Below are 19,586 nucleotides of genomic sequence, written 5' to 3'. Positions count from 1 at the left end.
TTTAGCCTATGCTTTGTTAAATCGCCACTTTGTGACTCGTAATTTGTTTAGAAAGAGAAAATTGAAAAGAAATTATTCAGCGTTTTTATTCGCCAACTGTCCGCAAGCGGCATCAATGTCACCGCCACGACTTTTTCTGACCATTACTGTAATTCCAGCTTTTTCAAGTTCACGAACGTACTTTTCTTCGGCAGCAATACTTCTATGGTCAAATTTCCCTTCACCAATCGGATTGTACTGAATTAAATTAACTTTAGAAGGTACCTGTCGGCAATATTTAATTAAAGCTTTGATGTCTTCATCTTTGTCATTAATACCTTTCCAGACACAATACTCAAACGTAATCACAGAGCCTGTTTTTTTGTACCAATGTTGAAGCGCCTCCATAATATCCGTTAAAGGAAATTTATCTGAAAACGGCATAATCTCATTACGGGTTTGTTCAACCGCAGAATGTAATGATAAGGCGAGCTTTACTTTTAACTCGTCATCAGCCAGCATTTTAATCATTTTTGGAATTCCTGATGTAGAAACAGTAATTCTTCTTGGTGACATTCCTAAACCTTCAGGTTGAGTGATTTTTCTGATGGCTTCAACTACATTTTTGTAGTTCATCATCGGCTCACCCATTCCCATAAAAACAATGTTGGTCAGCGGACGGTTATAATATTCTTTACTTTGTCTGTCAATTAAAGCAACCTGATCTACGATCTCTGCCACTTCAAGATTCCTCATTCTTTTGAGTTTTGCTGTAGCACAAAATTCACAGTTTAACGAACAACCTACCTGTGACGAAACACACGCTGTAGTTCTAGTTTCTGTAGGAATAAGAACAGATTCTACCATAAGACCGTCATGAAGCTTCACCCCATTTTTTATCGTTCCGTCTGTAGATTTTTGAAATTGATCTACTGCTGCCGGATTCATGATAAAATCACGGATAAGATGCTCTCTCAGGTCTTTTGAAAGATTCGTCATCTCTTCGAATGAATGAAGATTTTTACTCCAGATCCAGTCATAGACCTGCTTAGCACGAAAAGGTTTTTCACCAATAGTACCAAAGTAATCTTTGAGCTGGTCGAGTGATAGAGTTCTGATATCTTTCATGATTAAAGAGCCAAGGTAAAAGGTAAATGTAAAAAGTTTAAAGAGCCAAATAAAAACGAAAGGAATAAAGGTTTTATGTAATTATATTTTAGTGTTGTTTACAATCGTTGCGAGAATATTTTTTAATTCGTTACTTTCTTTCAACAAATTTTTAAACTCTTCAGAATCATAAGCGTCCAATTTTTCTAAGATTCGTAACCAAAAATTGGCTTCTCTGGCTTCACGTAATGCAATTTTAACTTTATTTCTAAAATCTGCTTTTGAAGATCCTGCTTGGGACTCTTCATAATTTGCACCAATTGAAGTTGCTGATTTTCCTAATTGAAATCTTATTAATTTACTTTCAGAATCATTTGGAAGTTTTCTTAAAAATTTAAGACAATTAACACCAAAGTCAAACGTTCTTAATAGCAAATCATTCTGTTTCATTACACTTCCTTACTTTTTCCTTTTTACTTGGCTCTTTTTACTTTATATTATATAATAAGCATTGCGTCACCGTAAGAATAGAATTTATACTTTTCTCTTACCGCTTCTTCGTATGCCTGCATTAAAAAATCTTTTCCTGCAAACGCTGCAATCATCATCATCAATGTAGATTTTGGCGTGTGGAAATTAGTAATCATCGTATTGGCAACTCCAAAATCGTGAGGCGGGTAAATAAATTTATTTGTCCAGCCATTGAACGCTGAGATTTTTCTGTTTGAAGAAACTGAAGTTTCAATCGCTCTCATCGTAGTTGTTCCTACTGCACATACTCTTCTGTTTTCCTGTACGGCCTTGTTGATGATTTCAGCATTTTTCTCATCGATGATGATTTCTTCAGATTCCATTTTATGCTTAGAAAGATCTTCTACTTCAATCGGGTTGAAAGTTCCTAATCCTACGTGAAGGGTTACTTCAGCAAAATCGATTCCTTTGATTTCCAATCTTTTCATCAAATGTCTTGAGAAATGCAGACCTGCAGTTGGCGCCGCTACAGCTCCTTCTACTTTAGCATAAATCGTCTGGTATCTTTCAGCATCTTCCGGTTCAACATCTCTTTTGATATATTTCGGAAGAGGAGTTTCTCCTAGCTCGTTCAATTTTTTACGAAATTCTTCGTAAGAACCGTCGAATAAAAATCTCAATGTTCTACCTCTAGAGGTTGTATTATCAATTACCTCAGCAACTAAAGATTCATCTTCGGTGAAAAATAATTTGTTACCAATTCTGATTTTTCTTGCAGGATCTACCAAAACATCCCAAACACGGGTTTCTTTATCAAGCTCTCTCAACAAGAAAACTTCGATTTTAGCTCCTGTTTTTTCTTTATTTCCGTAAAGACGTGCCGGGAAAACTTTAGTGTTGTTGAAGATGAATAAATCTTTTTCATCAAAATAATCTACAACGTCTTTAAATGTTTTGTGCTCTATAGTTTGATTTTTTCTATCAAGAACCATCAACCTAGACTCGTCTCTATGTTCAGACGGATGCTCTGCCAATAATTCTTCAGGGAGATCAAAATTAAAATCGGATGTCTTCATTTTTTAAATTACGGTTTAAAAATTATACAAAAATTACGGATGTAATTTTTCGGACTGCAAATATACAACATTCGATACCCCTTTGTCAAGTCTTTATTTCACTATCGGTGCTGGCAGGGATTTTAAAGTACTACATTTTTTTATTTTGTTTAATTATTACAAGAAAAAACAGTATTTTAGACGGAATTAAAATTACACTTATGAGCAAATATTCTTTAGAAGAATTCGTAAAAGAAACCAAAGAAAATCCTCTTGAAAGAGATTATTTCGAATTGGAAAAACCTGCACTTTTAGAAATTAACCTAAACAATCAAGCGGTCTGGACAAAAACTGGGAGTATGGTTGGCTACGTTGGAAATGTCAACTTTGAAAGACAAGGAATGCTTTCCGGCGGATTGGGAAATATGTTGAAAAAAGCAATCAGCGGAGAAGGTGCAAAACTGATGAAAGCAGAGGGAACTGGAAAATTATATGTTGCCGATTCAGGAAAAAAGGTTAGAATCTTATATTTGAACAACGAAACTCTTTTCGTGAACGGAAATGATGTTCTAGCGCACGAACAAAGCGTTAAAAGCGACATCACGATGTTAAAAAGCATTGCCGGAATGATGTCTGGAGGACTTTTCCAAGTAAAACTTTCAGGAACTGGTCACATTGCCATTACTACTCATGGTGAGCCTTTAACATTGATGGTAACACCTGATGCTCCGGTTTTTACTGATCCAAATGCCACGGTTGCATGGTCTGGAAATTTAAGTCCGGAACTTAAAACCAATGTTTCTTTTAAAAGTTTGATTGGAAGAGGCAGTGGTGAAGAATTTCAGATGAAGTTTTCAGGAAATGGATGGGTTTTGATACAGCCATATGAGGAGATTTATGTGGTGGCGAAGTAAAATTACAATGATATATTATTGAAAAATGTCAACCAAGTTCGGTTGACATTTTTTTTAGTCTTCAAAATCTGACCAATGGTTAGGTTCTTTTAAAATTTCAGGTACTTCTACAGTCAAGTTAACTTTTTGAATAGATTCAAAAGAATTAATTCTATTATATTTAGAATTGTATTTATAATCAACACTTCTAACTATATATTTTTGATTCTGATTAAGCAAATTTTTCAAGTGTTTTTCAGCTTCTCGTGTAATTATATGATCTATTCTAAAATCAATATATTCAAACTCTCCAATATCTAAATTTATAACTGCGTCAATTTCTTTCTTTTTCCGTTTTGAATCCTTGAAAACAGCAAAACTATATTTCAAAGAATCAAGTTTTTTAATCTCAAAGACTTCTTTTCCTTTGTAAGGTGTTGTGGGAATATCACTTTCATTTAATCTCCTGGAATGTTTATAAACGAAATTGATTTGTTCTTTAAGTTTATTTACTTTGAAAATATGTTTTAGTTTTTTATCTTCTGAATATAATATGGCAATAGTTTTATTATTATAATTCTCTAAATAAATTTTAGTATCAGATGTTGAATTGTAAAACCAATCGTTAAACCACTCACTTTTTACCGACTTCAAATGAACTGATTTTTCCTTTACAAAATAATCAAAATGATATTCTTGAGATAATACAAGTGTTGATACAAAACATAGTAATATTAAAAAAAAGTTTCTCATTGCAAAAATGTTTAGCTAAAAAATGTATCTTTAAGATTATCGACTTGTTGAAGACTGAAGAGATTTTATATTTAACTTATCTGGTATTGTCAATTTCAAATCGACTTTTTTCATAGTATTAGTATTGGAAACTACATTGTTTTTTCTATAAGTAACATCATACTTGACTGTTCTGTAACAGCATCCATCTTTATTTACTTCCTTTTCTAACATTGTTGATATAGAAACCCTTTCTAGCGAATCAATAAAAATTTCTAAAAAATTAAACTCAGATTTTTCTAAAATAACATCTACACTGATTCTACTTTTTTTTGATTTGTTTTTACTAAACAAATTGACTTTATAGTTTAAATCGTCAACTTTATATATTTCTATATCATCATGATTAGCAGATTTACTATCCACATCATTTTTGTTTATTGTTGAATCATTAGGATATGAGTCACTGTAAACTGCAGTATATTTGCCATCTTTTTCATATATATAAAAATAGTGTAAGAGTTTTTCATCCATATCATTTAGCGATCCAATAAATTTCTGGTTATGTTTACTTACAGAAAGAAACTGTTTTGTTTTAGAATTAAAAAATTTAAAACTTCTATATTTCTCTCTTGAAACACTTATCTTCTCTATCAAATAATCAAAAGATATTTCCTGTGAGAAGCTAAATATTGATATTAAAAAGAATAATACGGAAAGATTTTTTTTCATTTTTGAGAACATTTGCGAAATGCAAATATATCTTTTTTAAATAAAATACTAAATTTATATATATTCTAAAATCTTTTTCCAATCTTCAAATTTTCGTTCAAAAGAAATAGTGTGAAGTGGACTTGTCGAAGGCAACAAATAGATAGGAATTCTAAAATTTTCGCCTAATAATTTCTGCAAATTTTTGTGAGACTTTCCACCGTTGCAAAAGATTGCTTGGATGTTTGGGTATTGCTCTAAAAGTTCAGAGATTTGGTTAGCTTCTTCATTTTTAATCTCAGAATCTAAACTACCTTTCCGTTCGCAAGAATCAATAACATCCCAAAGTGCAACATGATTTTTCTTTAATATAGCAATTCTTTCAGCATAATCTTCCGTAAATTCTTCATTAAATAAGTCAAAAATAATCCTCCAGAATTTATTCTGCGGATGACCATAATATTGTTGCTTTTCTAAAGATTTCACACCTGGGATTGATCCTAAAATTATGATTTTAGAAGTATCATTGATAATTGGTGGAAATGATGAGATGCGGTTTTGCATGATTCAAATATATAAACTTTGGCTGAAGCCAATGGTTTGAAAACAAAAGCGGACTAAAGTCCGCTCTTATTGATTTTTTTATAATCTAATAATTCTTGAAAATGTTTTGACCACCCCGTCAAAAATTCTTTGAATTTTCGCCACCCCTCCAAAGGAGGGGAATTCTCGTGCAATTATAATTACAAAGTTTCTTTCAACCAATCAAAAAATTCTCTCTGCCAAACCAATCCGTTTTGTGGATGAAGAACCCAGTGGTTTTCGTTCGGGAAATAGACTAATTTTGATTTTAAACCTTTCAGTTTTGCTGCCTGAAAAGCTTCCTGACCTTGCTCATACCCTACTCTGAAATCAATTCCACCTTGAAAAATCATGATCGGTTTATTCCATTTGTCAACAAAATTGCTTGGGTTAAATTCTGTATAAGCTTTCGGAAGTGGTTTTTCCCACGGAGAACCTAAATCCCAATTCGCAAACCAAAGTTCTTCGGTTGTTAAATACCAAGATTTCATATCAAATAAACCATCGTGGGCGATGAATGTTTTGAATCTGTTGTTGTGAACTCCAGCTAGCATAAATACGCTGTAACCACCATAACTTGCACCAACTGCCGCTACTCTATCACCGTCTACATAAGGCAAAGTTTTAGCATAGTCCGTGGCAGACAGATAATCTCTTATCGGTTGTCCGCCCCAATCTCTTGAGATTTCTTCGTTCCATTTGGTTCCCCAACCCGGCATTCCTCTTCTGTTTGGTGCGACTACGATGTATCCGTTGGCTGCCATTAAAGCAAAATTCCATCTTGTGCTGAAAAATTGGGTTAAAGCAGATTGCGGACCGCCCTGACAATACACTAAAGTCGGATATTTTTTATTAGGATCGAAGTTGGGCGGATAATGAAACCAAACTCCCATTTCTTTTCCGTCTGTGGTTTTCACCATCTTCAATTCAGATTTTCCTTGTGCTAATTTTGCGTAAGTATCTTTATTGGCTTCAGTAACTTGTTGCAGTTCACCGTTTTTAAGATTTACAGAGAATATTTCTGATGCGTGATTGATATCTGTTTTTGAAACTAAAAGTGAACTTTTTTGATCTGCAAAAATTTCATTTATATCAAAATCACCTTTGGTAATCTGCTGAACTTTTGAAGATTTTGTGTCTAAAGAAAACAACTGTTTTGTCCCTCTGTAAGCTGCTGTAAAATAAATTGCTTTAGAATCTCCACTCCAGAAAACATCGCCGGAAACACTTTCGTCCCAAGCTTTCGTAAGGTTTGATAACTTCCCTGATTTCCAGTCCATCATTTTGATTTCGTTTTTATCAGCTTCGTAGCCATCTCTTTCCATACTTTGCCAAAGCAAAGATTTTCCGTCCGGACTGAATTTAGGATTTACATCGTAGCCTTTATTCGTTTCAGTTAAATTTTTAGTTGTTCCTGATGCTAAATCGTAGGCGAAAATATCGGTGTTTGTACTTGTAGAATATTCTTTTCCGCTTTTAGGTTTTGTAACATACAAAAGCTGCGTAGAATCTGGGCTGAAAACGAAATCTTCAGCTCCGCCGAAAGGTCTTTGTGGAGAATCCCATGTTTTTCCTTCCAATAAATCTTTTGCAGAATCTACGTTTGCAGAAACATCAACCACAAAAACATGATTATATTTTCCTTCATTGAAATAATCCCAATGTCTGTGATTCAAATCTGTATAAACCTGAGCTGTTGTTTTAGGAGTATCTGCGTATTTATCTTTCCCCATTAGTTTTTCAACCAAAACCTGCTTGCTGAAAGCTATTTTCTTTCCGTCCGGAGAAATTACAATGTTATCAACCTCACCGATTGTGTAAAATTCTGTCCAGGTTTTTCCGCTGTCTTTTGAAAGGAAAATTTTGTCGCCTTCCTGAGCGTACAATCCGTTTTTATCCCACTGAATTAATGCTTTTTTACCTAAATCAATTTTAGAAGATTGATTGTTTAAAACATTCAGGAAATAGTTTTCGTTTTTAGTTTTTTCAGTCTTTAAATCAACTTGTCCCACTTTATAAATAAGTGAAGACTGGTCAGGTGAAACCGCCTGAACTCCGACTTTCTTTAAAGTCCAGAGAATTTCGGGAGTCATTACTTGTTGTGCATTCATTATAAACGGAGCTGCCAGAGCGAGCAGACTGTATTTCAATTTCATATAATTATATTTTATCAAACTTAAAAAATCTGATTTAAGATTTGAAAAGTTCTTGTTAAATCTAAGGTTGCCAAAGTTAATATTTAAAATAAAATTGAGCGAGAAAATTATGAGTTTAGTTTAATACAAATTTTTTGCAGCCGTTTAATTCAGTTATGCAGTGGAGTTTTGAACACAGAGGCCACAAAATTTTATTTAAACAAATTGTGTTTTGTTTCACAAACCCGCTAACGCTTATATAAGATTAAAAAAATACGATTGTCGCAATCTGTAATAATTGAAAATGCCTTGCATTTCTTTGTTAAGTTAACGCCTTTGTATAACCTAAAAACGAGTATTATTTAAAAATTCCTTGTTTTACCTTGCGTTAAATTAAGAACTATGATAAACAACGGATATGCAAAAAAAATAATTGATTGGAAATATCACAAAAAAATCGTCAGTTGAAAAACTGACGACTATAATTAATTAAAAACAATTCCTAATTTAATCCTTATCTGCAAACATCGAGTTGGCAATTGAAGTAATGATGGACAGCAAAATACTGAAAATAAAAGCCCACCAAAAACCATCAACATTCATGGAATCTATAAAATAATCTGCCACCAAAATAATTATTGCATTAATAACCAAAGCAAATAAACCTAAAGTAATAATCGTCAACGGAAGCCCAAAAAGGCTTAAAATCGGTTTTAAAATAAGATTTAAAATTCCTAAAACGATGGCAAAAATAACGGCTCCGGTGAAACCGTCGAATTGCACGCCTGAAAGCACTTTTGTAAGCACGAAGGCTACGATTGCTGTAATGAAAAGTCGGATAATAATGTTCATATTTTTTATTTTTAAATTTAATTTTCAGTCTGCCAAAATTTTCATCAAAATTAATCACCCCAACCCTAAAGGGAGTAATTTTGATGAAATTTTTCAAGATATTTTTCCACCCTTTAGGGTTGGGGTAAAGAAAAATGTTTTGAAAAATTTGTTAAAGATTTATTTTTGACAGTCTTGACAAGATTTATTTCAAAAGTCTGCTTTAATTTTACTTGATCTTCATCATCGTGACCAAAGAAGTTGCGACATGGCTTTCTGAGGAATGGTCTTCATTCACCGTATAAATTTCTGTGCGAATTACGCTTATTTTAGCTCCGCCTTTCACGACATACGCTTTTGAAACTAACGCATCGCCAATCGCAGGACGCAGATAGTTTACTTTTAATTCAACCGTTACCACATAACAGTCTTGTTCGTAATGACTGACAGCGGCATAACCCGAAGAAACATCTACCAACGAAGCAATCATTGCTCCGTTGAACATTCCGGCAGTTCTGGTCATCATTTCCATTTTTGGAATTTTAATGGAGACGAAATCGGTTTCTACTTCAAGAAGTTGGGCATTGTAGAATTTCAACGTTTCTGAACGGTTAAAACTGTCGGTCATGAGTTTTCTTTTCTCGGGAGTCATGGAATTGATGGTTGATGGTTGATGGTTGATGGTTGATGGTTGATGGTTGATGGTTGATGGTTGATGGTTGATGGTTGATGGTTGATGGTTGATGGTTGATGGTTATGCAAATTTCTTTAAAATATTTTGAATTCCACTATACTCACTTTTATATCTCAACCTCAATGAATATTTAATTATCTTTAAATCGTTTAAATTTAAAAAAAGTTGAATAGCAAAATGCAAAAGAGTACTTTTCACAATGAAAATTTTGAAATTAACGGAATTCAAATTCCTGAATTTGAACTCAAAAGCGGGAGTTTAATTAGAATTTACATTCCTAATTTCAACAATGAAAATAAACCCTTAGGTTTCGATTTGACCATAGAATTAATCAAACGATTCCAAAATCAAAAAACTAATTTACCTTGGGCAAAAAACCACCAACAAAACTTTTTTTCATCATTTCTCAATCCATTGACAGTCCATAGGTATCTAATCAATACAATGAAAATTGATAAAGTGAATTCAGAAGTGATTATTGACGAACTAAAACTGAATCCAAATGAAAAGTATGAGCATTTAAGTTTTAATAATAAAAAGACTCTTGCTATAAAAGCACATTTTAAAAAAAATGATTCTATTCTTCTAGACTATTACGGTGTTTCTGCAAGTGAAATTGAGATTTTGGAAAAAATCGTGAACACAGAAATAAACAAAGGTAAATCTGCGATTGTTTTTGATAATTTACAATTTGCACATGAAAAGGAACCTTATAAAAATATTAAACCTATAAAAATTACCTTACCGACAAGCGACTAAATTTAATATTGATTGAATTCGAAATAAAATTTTTCGCTTACTGCTTTTCGATATTACTATAAATATAAAGTCAAGATCTTTTTAAAATAGGTTCAATTTCCAAAATCCTTTACCTTTGCAAAATGGAATTAGAATCTATTTATAAAAAACTGCAGATTCAGGATATGAATCAGATGCAGAAATCTACATACAAAACTACGGAAAACAATACCGATGTTGTTTTACTTTCGCCTACCGGTTCAGGGAAAACATTGGCATTTCTGTTTCCGGTTCTAAGAAATCTGCAAAAAGAATCTACAGGAATTCAGGCTTTAATTGTAGTTCCGGCAAGAGAATTAGCTTTGCAGATCGAGCAGGTTTTCAAATCGATGGGAACAGATTTTAAGGTGACGGTGTGCTACGGTGGCCACGATAAAAAGATTGAAATAAACAATCTTAAAGAAGCCCCTGCAGTTTTAATTGGAACTCCAGGAAGGATTGCCTATCACATGAGAAATAAAAATCTTGATGTAAAAACAATCAAAAATCTGGTACTTGATGAATTTGATAAGGCTTTAGAATTAGGTTTTCATGATGATATGGAATACATTATCGAAAATATGTACAACCTTTTTCAAAGAATCCTGACTTCAGCAACTTCTATGGATGAAATTCCGAAATTTACTGGTCTGAAAAATGAAAAAATAGTCGATTTCTTAAAATTAGGCGAAAATAAACCCGACATTCAGTTAAGAAAAGTAATGACGATTTCTGAGGAAAAACTCAATACTTTATTTCATCTGATTTGCAAAATAGGGAATAAAAGAACCTTGATTTTCTGTAATCACAGAGAAACCGTTGACCGTATCGCAGATTTGCTTTTAGATAAAGGAATTGCCAGAGAAACCTTCCACGGTGGTATGGAACAGGATGAAAGAGAGCGTGCTTTGCTGAAATTCAGAAATGATACGGCGAGAGTTTTAATCACAACCGATTTGGCTGCACGAGGTTTAGACGTTCCTGAAGTTGAATCAATTGTTCATTATCAGTTACCGACGACTGAAGATGCTTTTATCCACAGAAACGGCCGTACTGCGAGAATGAACGCCAAAGGTATTGCTTATTTGGTGATGACAGAAGATGAAAAATTCCCTTTTATCAAAAAAGATACGCCTGAAGAATCTGTAAAGGAATTTTCTAAAGTTCCTGCCAATCCGCCATTTCAGACGATTTACATCAGTGCCGGAAAAAAAGATAAAGTGAATAAAGTAGACATCGTTGGATACTTATTGAAAAAAGGAGAATTGCAGAAAGAAGATCTTGGTCTGATTGAAGTGAAAGACACCACTTCTTACGTTGCTGTCTCAAGAACAAAAGTGAGAGATTTGCTTAAAAAACTGAGCTCCGAAAAACTGAAAGGAAAGAAAGTAAAAATGGAGGTAGCTTATTAGTTTAAAGCAAAGGTTGAGGCTTACTGAAAGTTCTTTCACTTTAAACCTCAACCTTTGTTTCAATTTATTTCAATCCACTCGTTTTTGTTGGTAAAGTATAGACTGATTTTGAAGCCGTGATAAATAAAATATTATTTTTTTCACCTCCAAAAGTCACATTCCCCGTCCAGTCTTCAGGAATTTTAATGTGATGTACTTTTTCTCCTTTATTGTTGAAAACTGTCACGCCGTCGCCTGTTAAATATAAATTTCCTTCTTCATCAAGCGTCATTCCGTCTGAGCCCATTTCGCAAAATAATTTCTTTTCAGACAATTTTCCTTCACCTAAAATATCATAGACATACGTTTTTCCGGCATCGATATCTGAAACATAGATTTTCTTCAATTTAATACTTCCAATAATTCCATTGGGTTGTACAAAAGTTTCCAGCTTAGAAATTTTTCCGTTTTTATTTCTGTAATATAAATTTTTCTCAGGAATTTCTACTTTAAAATTTTCCCAGTAATCTCTTTTGTATAAAGGATCTGTGAAATAAATTCCGCCAATTCCATCGAGCCAAAGATCGTTAGGACCATTCATTCTTTTACCCTCAAAACCTTTAGATAAAACCTCAATCGATTTATCTTTACCAATTTTCCAGATTTCTCCTTCGTTGTCTGAACAGGTGATTAAATTATCGTTTTCATCAAAATAAGTTCCATTAGCTCGACCCGTTTTATCTAAAAATAAAGATATTTTATCGGTTTTCCAGTCCCAGACATAAATTTTATCGTTGGGCTGATCTGTGAAATATACATTTCCAATTTTGTCGGTTGCAGGACCTTCTGTAAAGGTAAATTGATCTGAAATTAATTTTGGTTCGGTGTTTTCAAGCATAGCATTATAATTTGTTGATTTACAACTGAGAAATGCCAAAACCAAACCAACAAGACCTGCATTCAATATATTTTTCATTCTTTTAAAATTTAAAGCTGACAATTTACGATTTGTAAAAAGGTCTGACAATTTTTAATTATCAATTATTTAATTTAAACAAAACACCCAGAATGTCCTTTTTGTCCTATTCTGTAAGTATTTAATATTATTTATCAAAACTTATTATCAGGAGCTTTGTATCATCTTTTATTGAGAGAAAATGGAGCATAAAAATAATTTCATAACATTCTAAAAAGTCCTTTTAATTAAATAAAATTCAAAGATGAGTATTCAGCAGGGCAATATAAAAATTCCGGGAAGTGATGGCGAGGCATTCAGAGATTCGGTAGGAACAATGGACGATACCGGAAAACGAAAATGGGTCTTCCCAAGAAAGCCAAAAGGTAAATTTACCAATTACAGAGATTATACAAGTTATGTTTTATTGGCATTATTTTTTGGAATTCCGTTTTTAAAGATTAACAATAATCCGTTTCTTCTCATCAATCTTCTTGACAGAAAATTCTTCATTGTCGGTATGCCTTTTTACCTTCAGGACTTCTTTATTTTAGCTTTGGGAGCAGTAATTTCGGTTATTTTTGTAATGATTTTCACGGTAGTTTTCGGAAGAATATTTTGTGGATGGCTGTGTCCGCAAACTATTTTTATGGAAATGGTTTTCCGTAAAATTGAGTATCTGATTGAAGGCGACCGAAACAAACAAATGAAGCTCGACAGACAAAACTGGGATTCTGAAAAGATCCAAAAAAGGGTTTTAAAATGGTCTGTTTTCTTTATGATTTCACTGGTCATTGCGCATTTCATGTTTATGTATATCATAGGATATGAAAATATGTTCAGAATCATTGCAGAAGGCCCTTTAGAACACCCTTTACATTTCACATCAATGTTGTCATTCTCATTGGCTTTCTATTTCGTTTTTGCATGGCTTCGTGAGCAGGTCTGCACATTGGTTTGTCCGTACGGACGACTTCAGGGTGTATTGATCGATAAACAAACCATCAATGTCTATTACGATACTAAGAGAGGAGAAAACCGGGCAAAATGGAGAAATGGCGAAGACAGAAAGGCCTATTCAAAAGGCGATTGTATCGACTGCGGACAATGTGTGGTGGTTTGCCCTACAGGAATTGACATCCGAAACGGCCAGCAATTAGAATGCATCAATTGTACAGCCTGCATCGACGCTTGTGACGAAGTAATGACAAAAGTAGGTTTACCAACAGGATTGGTGCGTTATGCCACAGAAGCAGAAATTGAAAGTGGAAAAAAAATTGGGATAACTTCCAGGATCGTTGTGACAACAGTTTTTCTGGGATTACTTATTGGTCTTCTAGGATTTTTGATTTACGACCGAGGTTCTATGGAAGCTAAATTTATCAAACCTGCAGGATCAACATTTTTTGTGCGGGACGGAAAAATCATCAACAATTTCACGTATACTTTTCTGAATAAAACCAATGAGAAAAAAGTAGTTTCAATAAAAGTACTTTATCCCGATAATGCCGAAGTTATTTCGTCAGGTTCAAGCAAAATTATTTTAAAAGGCGATGAAATTTTGAAAGGTTCTATCAGCATTTCTTTTCCTGAAAAAGATGTCAAATTTTCTAAACAAAACATTACCATTGCTGTATTAGACGATAAAGGAGAAATTTTAGATACTTTCGAAACGACGTTTGAAGGACCGTTTAAACTTTTATTATAAAGCTTAATTTTTATGATTTTTAACGAATTGAGAAGGGGTAATTCCTGAATTTTTGCGGAACACTCTTGCGAAATAAGAATACTCTTCGTAACCTAATCTGAAAGCGATTTCCACAAGACTTTCATCAAGATAAATAAGCATTCTTTTGGCTTCTAAAATTACTCTTTCAGTAATAATCTCCGAAGCCGTTTTTTGCATGACGGTCTGCGTAATTCTGTTGAGATGTTTCGGAGAAATATTCATCATGGAAGCATAATAAGAAATAGATTTTTGTGAAACGAAAAACTCTTCCAATAAATTTTCAAAATCCTGATAATGTTTAAAAGAAGAAATACCGACAGCAGAAATTTCATTCTCATTTCTAGAAAAACCTCTCACCGAATGAATGTAAATTTGGGTAATCAATGAAAGAATGAAGCTATGTTTCATCACATTTTGAGACAGATGCTCATTTTCAATTGCTTTAAAAAGGTGAATTATTCCCTCCAATTCTTCCGATTGAATCTGAAGTTTTCTCGGAAAGCTCGGAGAATTGAAAAATGGAAAGTTTTTCAGTTTTTGATTCACATAATGCATCTCATAATATGGCTGAGAAAAAAAGAAAATATAGCCATCAGTATCCGCAGAAAGTTCCCAGCTGTGCACTTGCCCCGGAGAAAGAAAAAACAAACTCCCTTCAGAAACATCATATTTTTGAAAATCTATTTCATGAATTCCCAGCCCTCTGGTAAAAATAACAGTGACATAGAAATCATGACGGTGCGGCTTCTCAATATGCTTATGGCTCGAAACCAAGTGATTTTTTAAAGTATTAAAATAAAAATCCGGAGCGTTTTTCTCTGACTGAAAAAGATTGATTTGCAATACCGAGATAGAATTCATCCTGATTTTATTAAGTGTGAAAGAAGACAAAAATACATTTAACCTGAACATTTTACAACGTGTATTTGTACCCGAGCTTAAAAAATATTTATCTTTGAATTTTCAGGATCATCTACAATGAAGACAAATTTACCCGACAAACTGTATTATTCGATAGGAGAAGTTGCTAAAGCATTCGACGTAAACGCTTCATTGATAAGATATTGGGAACAGGAATTCCCAATCATCAAACCCAAAAAAAACAAGAAAGGAAACCGATATTTCACTCCGGAAGACATCAAAAACCTGAAAATCATCTATCACTTGGTGAAAGAAAAAGGTTATACGCTTGACGGAGCGAGAATTGCGCTGACCACCAACTCAAAAATCTCTGAGACAGTTACTTTAATTGACCGACTGGAATTTGTAAAAGCTGAATTGCTGAAGCTGAAAGACTCATTGGTAGAAAAAGATTCTGAATAAAAATATAATTTCGAATGATTAAAATTACAAGCCAAAAGTATTTAATGATGATTGCTGGGATTTTATTATGCCTTATCATCATTAGTTTTATTTTTAAAGTTAATTTGTTTCTGAGAAGTGCACTGATTGGACTTTTTTTAGGTTCTATGGTACAAATAATCACTAAATACAGGACAAAATCTTAAGTTTTCATTTCGTAAATTTAACTTTAGTATCAATTCTGAATTTCTAGAACTATAGAAATGCAAAATAGATTATCAAAAAGTCTTGAACAATTTCCTTTTCAAAAAAAACACAATTTCACAATAAAACAACTGACTACCAAACATTGTTTAAATAAATTTTTATTTGAATTTAGTTTTGAATTAAATAAATTCTTAACTTTATTGTAAGATATTTCACTTTTGAGATATTTCGTCTGACGATGAAATTGCTCCAATTTTCAATATCTCACTAAATAAAACATAAAATAAACGAATGAAAAAAAATTACTACCGGCAGATGGCATTTCTTGGAATGCTCTTACTAACGCTACTTGCCTTTCAAAAATACACCGAGAAAACTGATGAACCTTTTCCTGAAGTTACCTTTATCTCTAAAAGCTTACCCGTAGAATCTTTTTCTGAGTTCGATCCAAATGAATTGGATGAAAATCAATGGCAAAAGCTTGGATTTTCTGATAAGCAAACTGCTACAATTCTAAAATACAAGAAAATTGTTGGAGGAAATTTTCTTTCTAAAGAACAGTTGAAAAAATGTTATGCGATTTCTGAGGAAAAATTCACCCAGCTTGAAGCATTCATTTTACTTCCTGAAACTAATTCTGAAGCCAAAGGAAATTCAAACTTTAAAAGTTTTGAAAAGAAATCTTTAAACATTACAAGGAAATTTAATCCTGATCACCTTTCACAAACTGATTGGGAAAATATAGGATTTTCTGAGAAACAAGCTGCTGCTATTTTGAAATACAAAAGTTACTTGGGCGGAAGTTTCGTGAGCAAAGAAAAGTTTAAAGAATGCTTTATTATCAACGAAGAAAATTATGCTAAGCTTGAGCCGTATTTGATTTTACCTTCAAAAACTCCAGCCAATTTCAATGCTTATGCAGGAAAATCTAATTCATTTAAATCTAAAACTCCGCAAACTTCTTTCGACCCAAATACTTTGGATGTGAACGGTTGGATGGCTCTAGGATTTTCTGAAAAACAGGCGAATGTGATTGTGAATTATCGTGACAGAAATCTTAAAGGCAGTTTTAAAACTTTAGATGATATTAAAAACTGTTTTGTCATTTCAGCAGAAAAGTTTGAAGAATTAAAACCTTACATCAAGCTAAATGCTTCCACAATGGCAAAAAATTCCACCGATAAAAAGCCAGAATTTAAGCAGGAAAAAACAGATTTCTCAAAAACAGATATGAATTCTATTACATTCAAACAGTTATTAGAATTTGGTTTGGATGAAAAAAGTGCAGGCTCGATGATTGGTTTCAGAAAGAAATTGGGTGGATTTATGACTAAAGAACAGATTTTAGAGACGTATAATATTGACAAAGAATTACTTCAAAAGTTACTCAGTATTGCTCCACTCGATAATTCAAAAGTTGAACGTTATACTTTGGTAGATGCTCCTGAAGAATGGTTGAAGAATCATCCCTATTTTAAATATTCTGCTGATAAAATTATTTTTTACAGAATCAGTAATCCCGATGATAAGAAAATTTGGAAATTCTTGAAAACCAAACCGGAATATGAAGCCAGAATGAGGCTTTATTTGAAGTAGGATGATGGAAGATGGATGTTTACCAAACGTAGCAAAAAAGGCTTTTACTACTTGAACAAAGTCTGATTGATGGCTACATAAACTTCCGGCTTCAAACCTCCATCTTCCAGCCTTACTTATTGCAAAACCGTCACAAATTCAGACGAAAGTGAGACAATTCCTTCACTTAAACTTTCCGGATGAGTAGTGAAACCTTTTAATTTTGAAGTTTTTCCTTTTAAAACTAAATCAATTAATTGTTTATCAGAAAGCTTTTTGCCAAAAATATCAAATGAAACTTTAAAGCCGCAGTTTTTAAAATCAGAACATCCGACTGCGGTTTTTCCTTTCATCAGATGGTGCGCTTTGCATTTTGGGCATTTCGTTTCTTCCCAGGACTGTAATTCTTTTTTTACGGCAGGTTCACGTTTTTTCTTTTCTTTAACCTCTTCTTTTTCTTCATGCAAGGTGAAAGCTTTCGCTTTTCCGTCAACGACTTTTTTGGTGAGTTCTCTGATCATTTGAATCAACTCATCTTTGAATTGATTGGCTTCATATTCACCACTCTCGATTTTACGAAGCTTCAATTCCCACTCCCCTGTTAATTCGGGGCTTTTCAATAATTCATCTTCAATCGTATCGATCAGCTGAATTCCTGTCGAAGTCGCAACTAAGTTTTTCTTTTTCCTTTCAATATATTTTCGCTTAAAAAGTGTTTCGATAATATTCGCACGGGTTGAAGGTCTTCCGATACCGTTGTTTTTCAACATTTCACGAAGTTCTTCATCGTCGACCTGTTTTCCGGCAGTTTCCATAGCTCGAAGTAAAGTTGCTTCAGTATAAGCTTTTGGAGGCGAAGTTTTTCCCTGATGAATCATCGGTTCGTGCGGTCCGGTTTCTCCAACTTTAAATTCAGGAATCGTCTGTTCTTCGTCCTTATCTTTTTCTTTATCGGTCGGTTCATCTTTGGCGTCTTTTGCATAAACAGTTCTCCAACCTGGTTCAAGAATTTGTCTTCCACTTGTTTTAAACGGAATCGTTGCTACCTGAGCTTCCACCAAAGTGTTAGAAATTTTACATTCAGGATAAAATACGGCGATAAAACGCTTCGCAATTAAATCATAAATCAGTTTTTCTTCTCTCGTTAAATTCTGAGTCGGCGGAATTTCAGTCGGAATAATCGCATGGTGATCGGTTACTTTCGCATCATCAAAAACTGCTTTCGATTTTGGAATCGGCTGTTCCAGCAAAGGCGAAATTAAATCTTTGTAAATAACCATACTTTGAAGAATTCCTCCAATTTTCGGATATAAACTTTCGGATAAATACGTCGTATCAACACGCGGATAAGTGACGTGCTTTTTCTCGTAAAGACTTTGAATATATTTTAAAGTACTGTCTGCAGAATAACCAAACTTTTTATTGGCTTCCACCTGAAGTCCGGTCAAGTCAAACAGTCTTGGATTTTTTTCTTTTCCTTCTTTAATTTCAAATGAAAGAATTTCAAAGGGATTGACCTTTAAATATTCCAACCCTTTTTCGGCACGGTCTAATGTTTTTAAACGGTCGATTGCCGCATTGAAAATAACGTCACGGTATTTGGTTTTCAGTTCCCAATATTCTTCGGTGGAGAACGCATCAATTTCTTTCTGACGCTGAACGAGCATTGCCAAAGTCGGAGTCTGCACTCTTCCAATGGATAAAACTGCTTTGTTTCCGCCAAATTTCTTGGTAAAAAGTCTTGTAGCATTGATTCCCAACAACCAATCTCCTATCGCTCTTGCATTTCCTGCGAGATATAGATTTTTATAGTCTTCGGCTGGTTTTAATTTCTGAAAACCTTCTTTAATTGCTTCTTCCGTCAAGGATGAAATCCACAAACGCTGTACAGGTTTGTCACATTTTGCTTTCTGCAAAACCCAACGCTGAATGAGTTCTCCCTCCTGCCCCGCATCCCCGCAATTAATGACCTCATCACATTCGGCGACTAATCTTTCGATGACTTTAAACTGATTTTCAACCCCTTGATTCGGAATTAATTTGATTCCGAAATTGTTGGGAATAATCGGCAGCAAAAACAAATTCCATGATTTGTATTGCGGACCGTAATCGTGAGGTTCTTTGAGGGTACAAAGATGTCCGAAAGTCCATGTCACACAGTAGCCGTTTCCTTCCATATAGCCCTGTTTAGGCATGGTTGCGCCCAATACTTTGGCAATATCTCTGGCAACGCTGGGTTTTTCGGCAATACAAAGTTTCATGAATATTCGGAATTATTGAAAGGGGTGCAAAAGTCGGTATTTTTTTTGGAATTTCAATTTAGTTAATACTAAAACTGATAATCAAATTTAGTATTATCATTCTGAAGAAGAAAGAATATCTTCAATGAAAAAAAGATTCTTCACTCCATTTCATTTCGTTCAGAATGACAATTTAATAAGACAAAAACATCCGAATTTC

General features: G+C 33.6%; 18 protein-coding genes. 6 read left to right on the top strand and 12 right to left on the bottom strand.

Features of this window, described 5'->3' with window-relative positions; genetic code table 11:
- Positions 1-72 precede the first annotated feature (72 nt).
- From rlmN to queA, 3 genes are all read right to left on the bottom strand, one after another.
- Positions 73-1,107 carry a 23S rRNA (adenine(2503)-C(2))-methyltransferase RlmN gene (rlmN, locus tag LNP04_RS17915; RefSeq protein ID WP_229984239.1) on the bottom strand — a complete coding sequence of 345 codons (1,035 nt, stop codon included), beginning with the start codon at positions 1,105-1,107 and terminating at the stop codon, positions 73-75.
- A gap of 81 nt (positions 1,108-1,188) precedes the next feature.
- The gene (locus LNP04_RS17910) at positions 1,189-1,536 is read right to left on the bottom strand and encodes a four helix bundle protein (RefSeq protein WP_229984238.1); all 348 of its coding nucleotides are present in this window, start codon (positions 1,534-1,536) and stop codon (positions 1,189-1,191) included.
- A 47-nt stretch (positions 1,537-1,583) separates the two neighbouring features.
- Positions 1,584-2,633, bottom strand: coding sequence for a tRNA preQ1(34) S-adenosylmethionine ribosyltransferase-isomerase QueA (gene queA, locus LNP04_RS17905; protein ID WP_229984237.1), 1,050 nt, complete (start codon positions 2,631-2,633; stop codon positions 1,584-1,586).
- Positions 2,634-2,833: 200 nt separating this feature from the next.
- On the opposite strand from queA, the gene LNP04_RS17900 reads away from it, so the two are divergent.
- Positions 2,834-3,526 carry an AIM24 family protein gene (locus LNP04_RS17900; protein ID WP_229984236.1) on the top strand — a complete coding sequence of 231 codons (693 nt, stop codon included), beginning with the start codon at positions 2,834-2,836 and terminating at the stop codon, positions 3,524-3,526.
- A gap of 54 nt (positions 3,527-3,580) precedes the next feature.
- Here LNP04_RS17900 and LNP04_RS17895 read toward each other — a convergent pair whose 3' ends face one another.
- The 6 genes from LNP04_RS17895 to LNP04_RS17870 form a co-directional block, all read right to left on the bottom strand.
- On the bottom strand, positions 3,581-4,258 hold the full coding sequence (locus LNP04_RS17895; protein ID WP_229984235.1) for a hypothetical protein: 678 nt from the start codon (positions 4,256-4,258) through the stop codon (positions 3,581-3,583).
- A gap of 36 nt (positions 4,259-4,294) precedes the next feature.
- Positions 4,295-4,969, bottom strand: coding sequence for a hypothetical protein (locus LNP04_RS17890; RefSeq protein ID WP_229984234.1), 675 nt, complete (start codon positions 4,967-4,969; stop codon positions 4,295-4,297).
- Between the two features lie 54 nt (positions 4,970-5,023).
- Complete coding sequence (locus LNP04_RS17885; RefSeq protein WP_229984233.1) at positions 5,024-5,512, bottom strand: DNA-deoxyinosine glycosylase; 489 nt, start codon at positions 5,510-5,512, stop codon at positions 5,024-5,026.
- 179 nt (positions 5,513-5,691) lie between these two features.
- Entirely contained in the window at positions 5,692-7,686 is a 1,995-nt protein-coding gene (locus LNP04_RS17880; RefSeq protein WP_229984232.1) for a S9 family peptidase, read from the bottom strand.
- 486 nt (positions 7,687-8,172) lie between these two features.
- Complete coding sequence (locus tag LNP04_RS17875) at positions 8,173-8,517, bottom strand: phage holin family protein (protein ID WP_229984231.1); 345 nt, start codon at positions 8,515-8,517, stop codon at positions 8,173-8,175.
- Between the two features lie 208 nt (positions 8,518-8,725).
- Positions 8,726-9,124, bottom strand: coding sequence for a PaaI family thioesterase (locus LNP04_RS17870; RefSeq protein WP_229984230.1), 399 nt, complete (start codon positions 9,122-9,124; stop codon positions 8,726-8,728).
- 243 nt (positions 9,125-9,367) lie between these two features.
- Here LNP04_RS17870 and LNP04_RS17865 point away from each other — a divergent pair, with 243 nt between their 5' ends.
- Together LNP04_RS17865 and LNP04_RS17860 are read left to right on the top strand one after the other, a co-directional pair.
- Positions 9,368-9,949: a hypothetical protein gene (locus LNP04_RS17865; protein ID WP_229984229.1), complete on the top strand. Its 582-nt coding sequence runs from the start codon at positions 9,368-9,370 to the stop codon at positions 9,947-9,949.
- Between the two features lie 122 nt (positions 9,950-10,071).
- Positions 10,072-11,379 carry a DEAD/DEAH box helicase gene (locus tag LNP04_RS17860; RefSeq protein ID WP_229984228.1) on the top strand — a complete coding sequence of 436 codons (1,308 nt, stop codon included), beginning with the start codon at positions 10,072-10,074 and terminating at the stop codon, positions 11,377-11,379.
- A 64-nt stretch (positions 11,380-11,443) separates the two neighbouring features.
- Here LNP04_RS17860 and LNP04_RS17855 read toward each other — a convergent pair whose 3' ends face one another.
- Positions 11,444-12,334 carry an SMP-30/gluconolactonase/LRE family protein gene (locus tag LNP04_RS17855; protein ID WP_229984227.1) on the bottom strand — a complete coding sequence of 297 codons (891 nt, stop codon included), beginning with the start codon at positions 12,332-12,334 and terminating at the stop codon, positions 11,444-11,446.
- Positions 12,335-12,578: 244 nt separating this feature from the next.
- On the opposite strand from LNP04_RS17855, the gene ccoG reads away from it, so the two are divergent.
- Entirely contained in the window at positions 12,579-14,021 is a 1,443-nt protein-coding gene (gene ccoG, locus LNP04_RS17850) for a cytochrome c oxidase accessory protein CcoG (RefSeq protein ID WP_229984226.1), read from the top strand.
- 3 nt (positions 14,022-14,024) lie between these two features.
- Here the strand turns inward: ccoG and LNP04_RS17845 are convergent, their stop codons facing one another.
- A complete protein-coding gene (locus LNP04_RS17845) occupies positions 14,025-14,903 on the bottom strand; it encodes a helix-turn-helix transcriptional regulator (RefSeq protein WP_229984225.1) in 879 nt (292 codons plus the stop codon).
- A 117-nt stretch (positions 14,904-15,020) separates the two neighbouring features.
- Between LNP04_RS17845 and LNP04_RS17840 the strand changes: the two genes are divergently transcribed.
- Together LNP04_RS17840 and LNP04_RS17835 are read left to right on the top strand one after the other, a co-directional pair.
- Complete coding sequence (locus LNP04_RS17840) at positions 15,021-15,365, top strand: MerR family transcriptional regulator (RefSeq protein ID WP_034757421.1); 345 nt, start codon at positions 15,021-15,023, stop codon at positions 15,363-15,365.
- 477 nt (positions 15,366-15,842) lie between these two features.
- Positions 15,843-17,147, top strand: a complete 1,305-nt coding sequence (locus tag LNP04_RS17835; RefSeq protein WP_229984224.1) for a helix-hairpin-helix domain-containing protein — start codon at positions 15,843-15,845, stop codon at positions 17,145-17,147.
- Positions 17,148-17,263: 116 nt separating this feature from the next.
- Here LNP04_RS17835 and LNP04_RS17830 read toward each other — a convergent pair whose 3' ends face one another.
- A complete protein-coding gene (locus LNP04_RS17830; protein WP_229984223.1) occupies positions 17,264-19,387 on the bottom strand; it encodes a type IA DNA topoisomerase in 2,124 nt (707 codons plus the stop codon).
- Positions 19,388-19,586: the final 199 nt, after the last annotated feature.

Origin of the sequence: Chryseobacterium sp. C-71 (assembly GCF_020911865.1) — a bacterium.
Taxonomy (GTDB): domain Bacteria; phylum Bacteroidota; class Bacteroidia; order Flavobacteriales; family Weeksellaceae; genus Chryseobacterium.
This window is presented reverse-complemented; position numbering and strand designations above follow the sequence as displayed.

Coding starts and splice junctions, on each gene's coding strand:
- LNP04_RS17900 (WP_229984236.1), top strand. CDS start 2,834: ATGAGCAAATATTCTTTAGAAGAATTCGTAAAAGAAACCAAAGAAAAT.
- rlmN (WP_229984239.1), bottom strand. CDS start 1,107: ATGAAAGATATCAGAACTCTATCACTCGACCAGCTCAAAGATTACTTT.
- LNP04_RS17885 (WP_229984233.1), bottom strand. CDS start 5,512: ATGCAAAACCGCATCTCATCATTTCCACCAATTATCAATGATACTTCT.
- LNP04_RS17875 (WP_229984231.1), bottom strand. CDS start 8,517: ATGAACATTATTATCCGACTTTTCATTACAGCAATCGTAGCCTTCGTG.
- LNP04_RS17855 (WP_229984227.1), bottom strand. CDS start 12,334: ATGAAAAATATATTGAATGCAGGTCTTGTTGGTTTGGTTTTGGCATTT.
- LNP04_RS17910 (WP_229984238.1), bottom strand. CDS start 1,536: ATGAAACAGAATGATTTGCTATTAAGAACGTTTGACTTTGGTGTTAAT.
- LNP04_RS17840 (WP_034757421.1), top strand. CDS start 15,021: ATGAAGACAAATTTACCCGACAAACTGTATTATTCGATAGGAGAAGTT.
- LNP04_RS17895 (WP_229984235.1), bottom strand. CDS start 4,258: ATGAGAAACTTTTTTTTAATATTACTATGTTTTGTATCAACACTTGTA.
- LNP04_RS17860 (WP_229984228.1), top strand. CDS start 10,072: ATGGAATTAGAATCTATTTATAAAAAACTGCAGATTCAGGATATGAAT.
- queA (WP_229984237.1), bottom strand. CDS start 2,633: ATGAAGACATCCGATTTTAATTTTGATCTCCCTGAAGAATTATTGGCA.
- LNP04_RS17845 (WP_229984225.1), bottom strand. CDS start 14,903: ATGAATTCTATCTCGGTATTGCAAATCAATCTTTTTCAGTCAGAGAAA.
- ccoG (WP_229984226.1), top strand. CDS start 12,579: ATGAGTATTCAGCAGGGCAATATAAAAATTCCGGGAAGTGATGGCGAG.
- LNP04_RS17890 (WP_229984234.1), bottom strand. CDS start 4,969: ATGAAAAAAAATCTTTCCGTATTATTCTTTTTAATATCAATATTTAGC.
- LNP04_RS17835 (WP_229984224.1), top strand. CDS start 15,843: ATGAAAAAAAATTACTACCGGCAGATGGCATTTCTTGGAATGCTCTTA.
- LNP04_RS17880 (WP_229984232.1), bottom strand. CDS start 7,686: ATGAAATTGAAATACAGTCTGCTCGCTCTGGCAGCTCCGTTTATAATG.
- LNP04_RS17865 (WP_229984229.1), top strand. CDS start 9,368: ATGCAAAAGAGTACTTTTCACAATGAAAATTTTGAAATTAACGGAATT.
- LNP04_RS17870 (WP_229984230.1), bottom strand. CDS start 9,124: ATGACCGACAGTTTTAACCGTTCAGAAACGTTGAAATTCTACAATGCC.
- LNP04_RS17830 (WP_229984223.1), bottom strand. CDS start 19,387: ATGAAACTTTGTATTGCCGAAAAACCCAGCGTTGCCAGAGATATTGCC.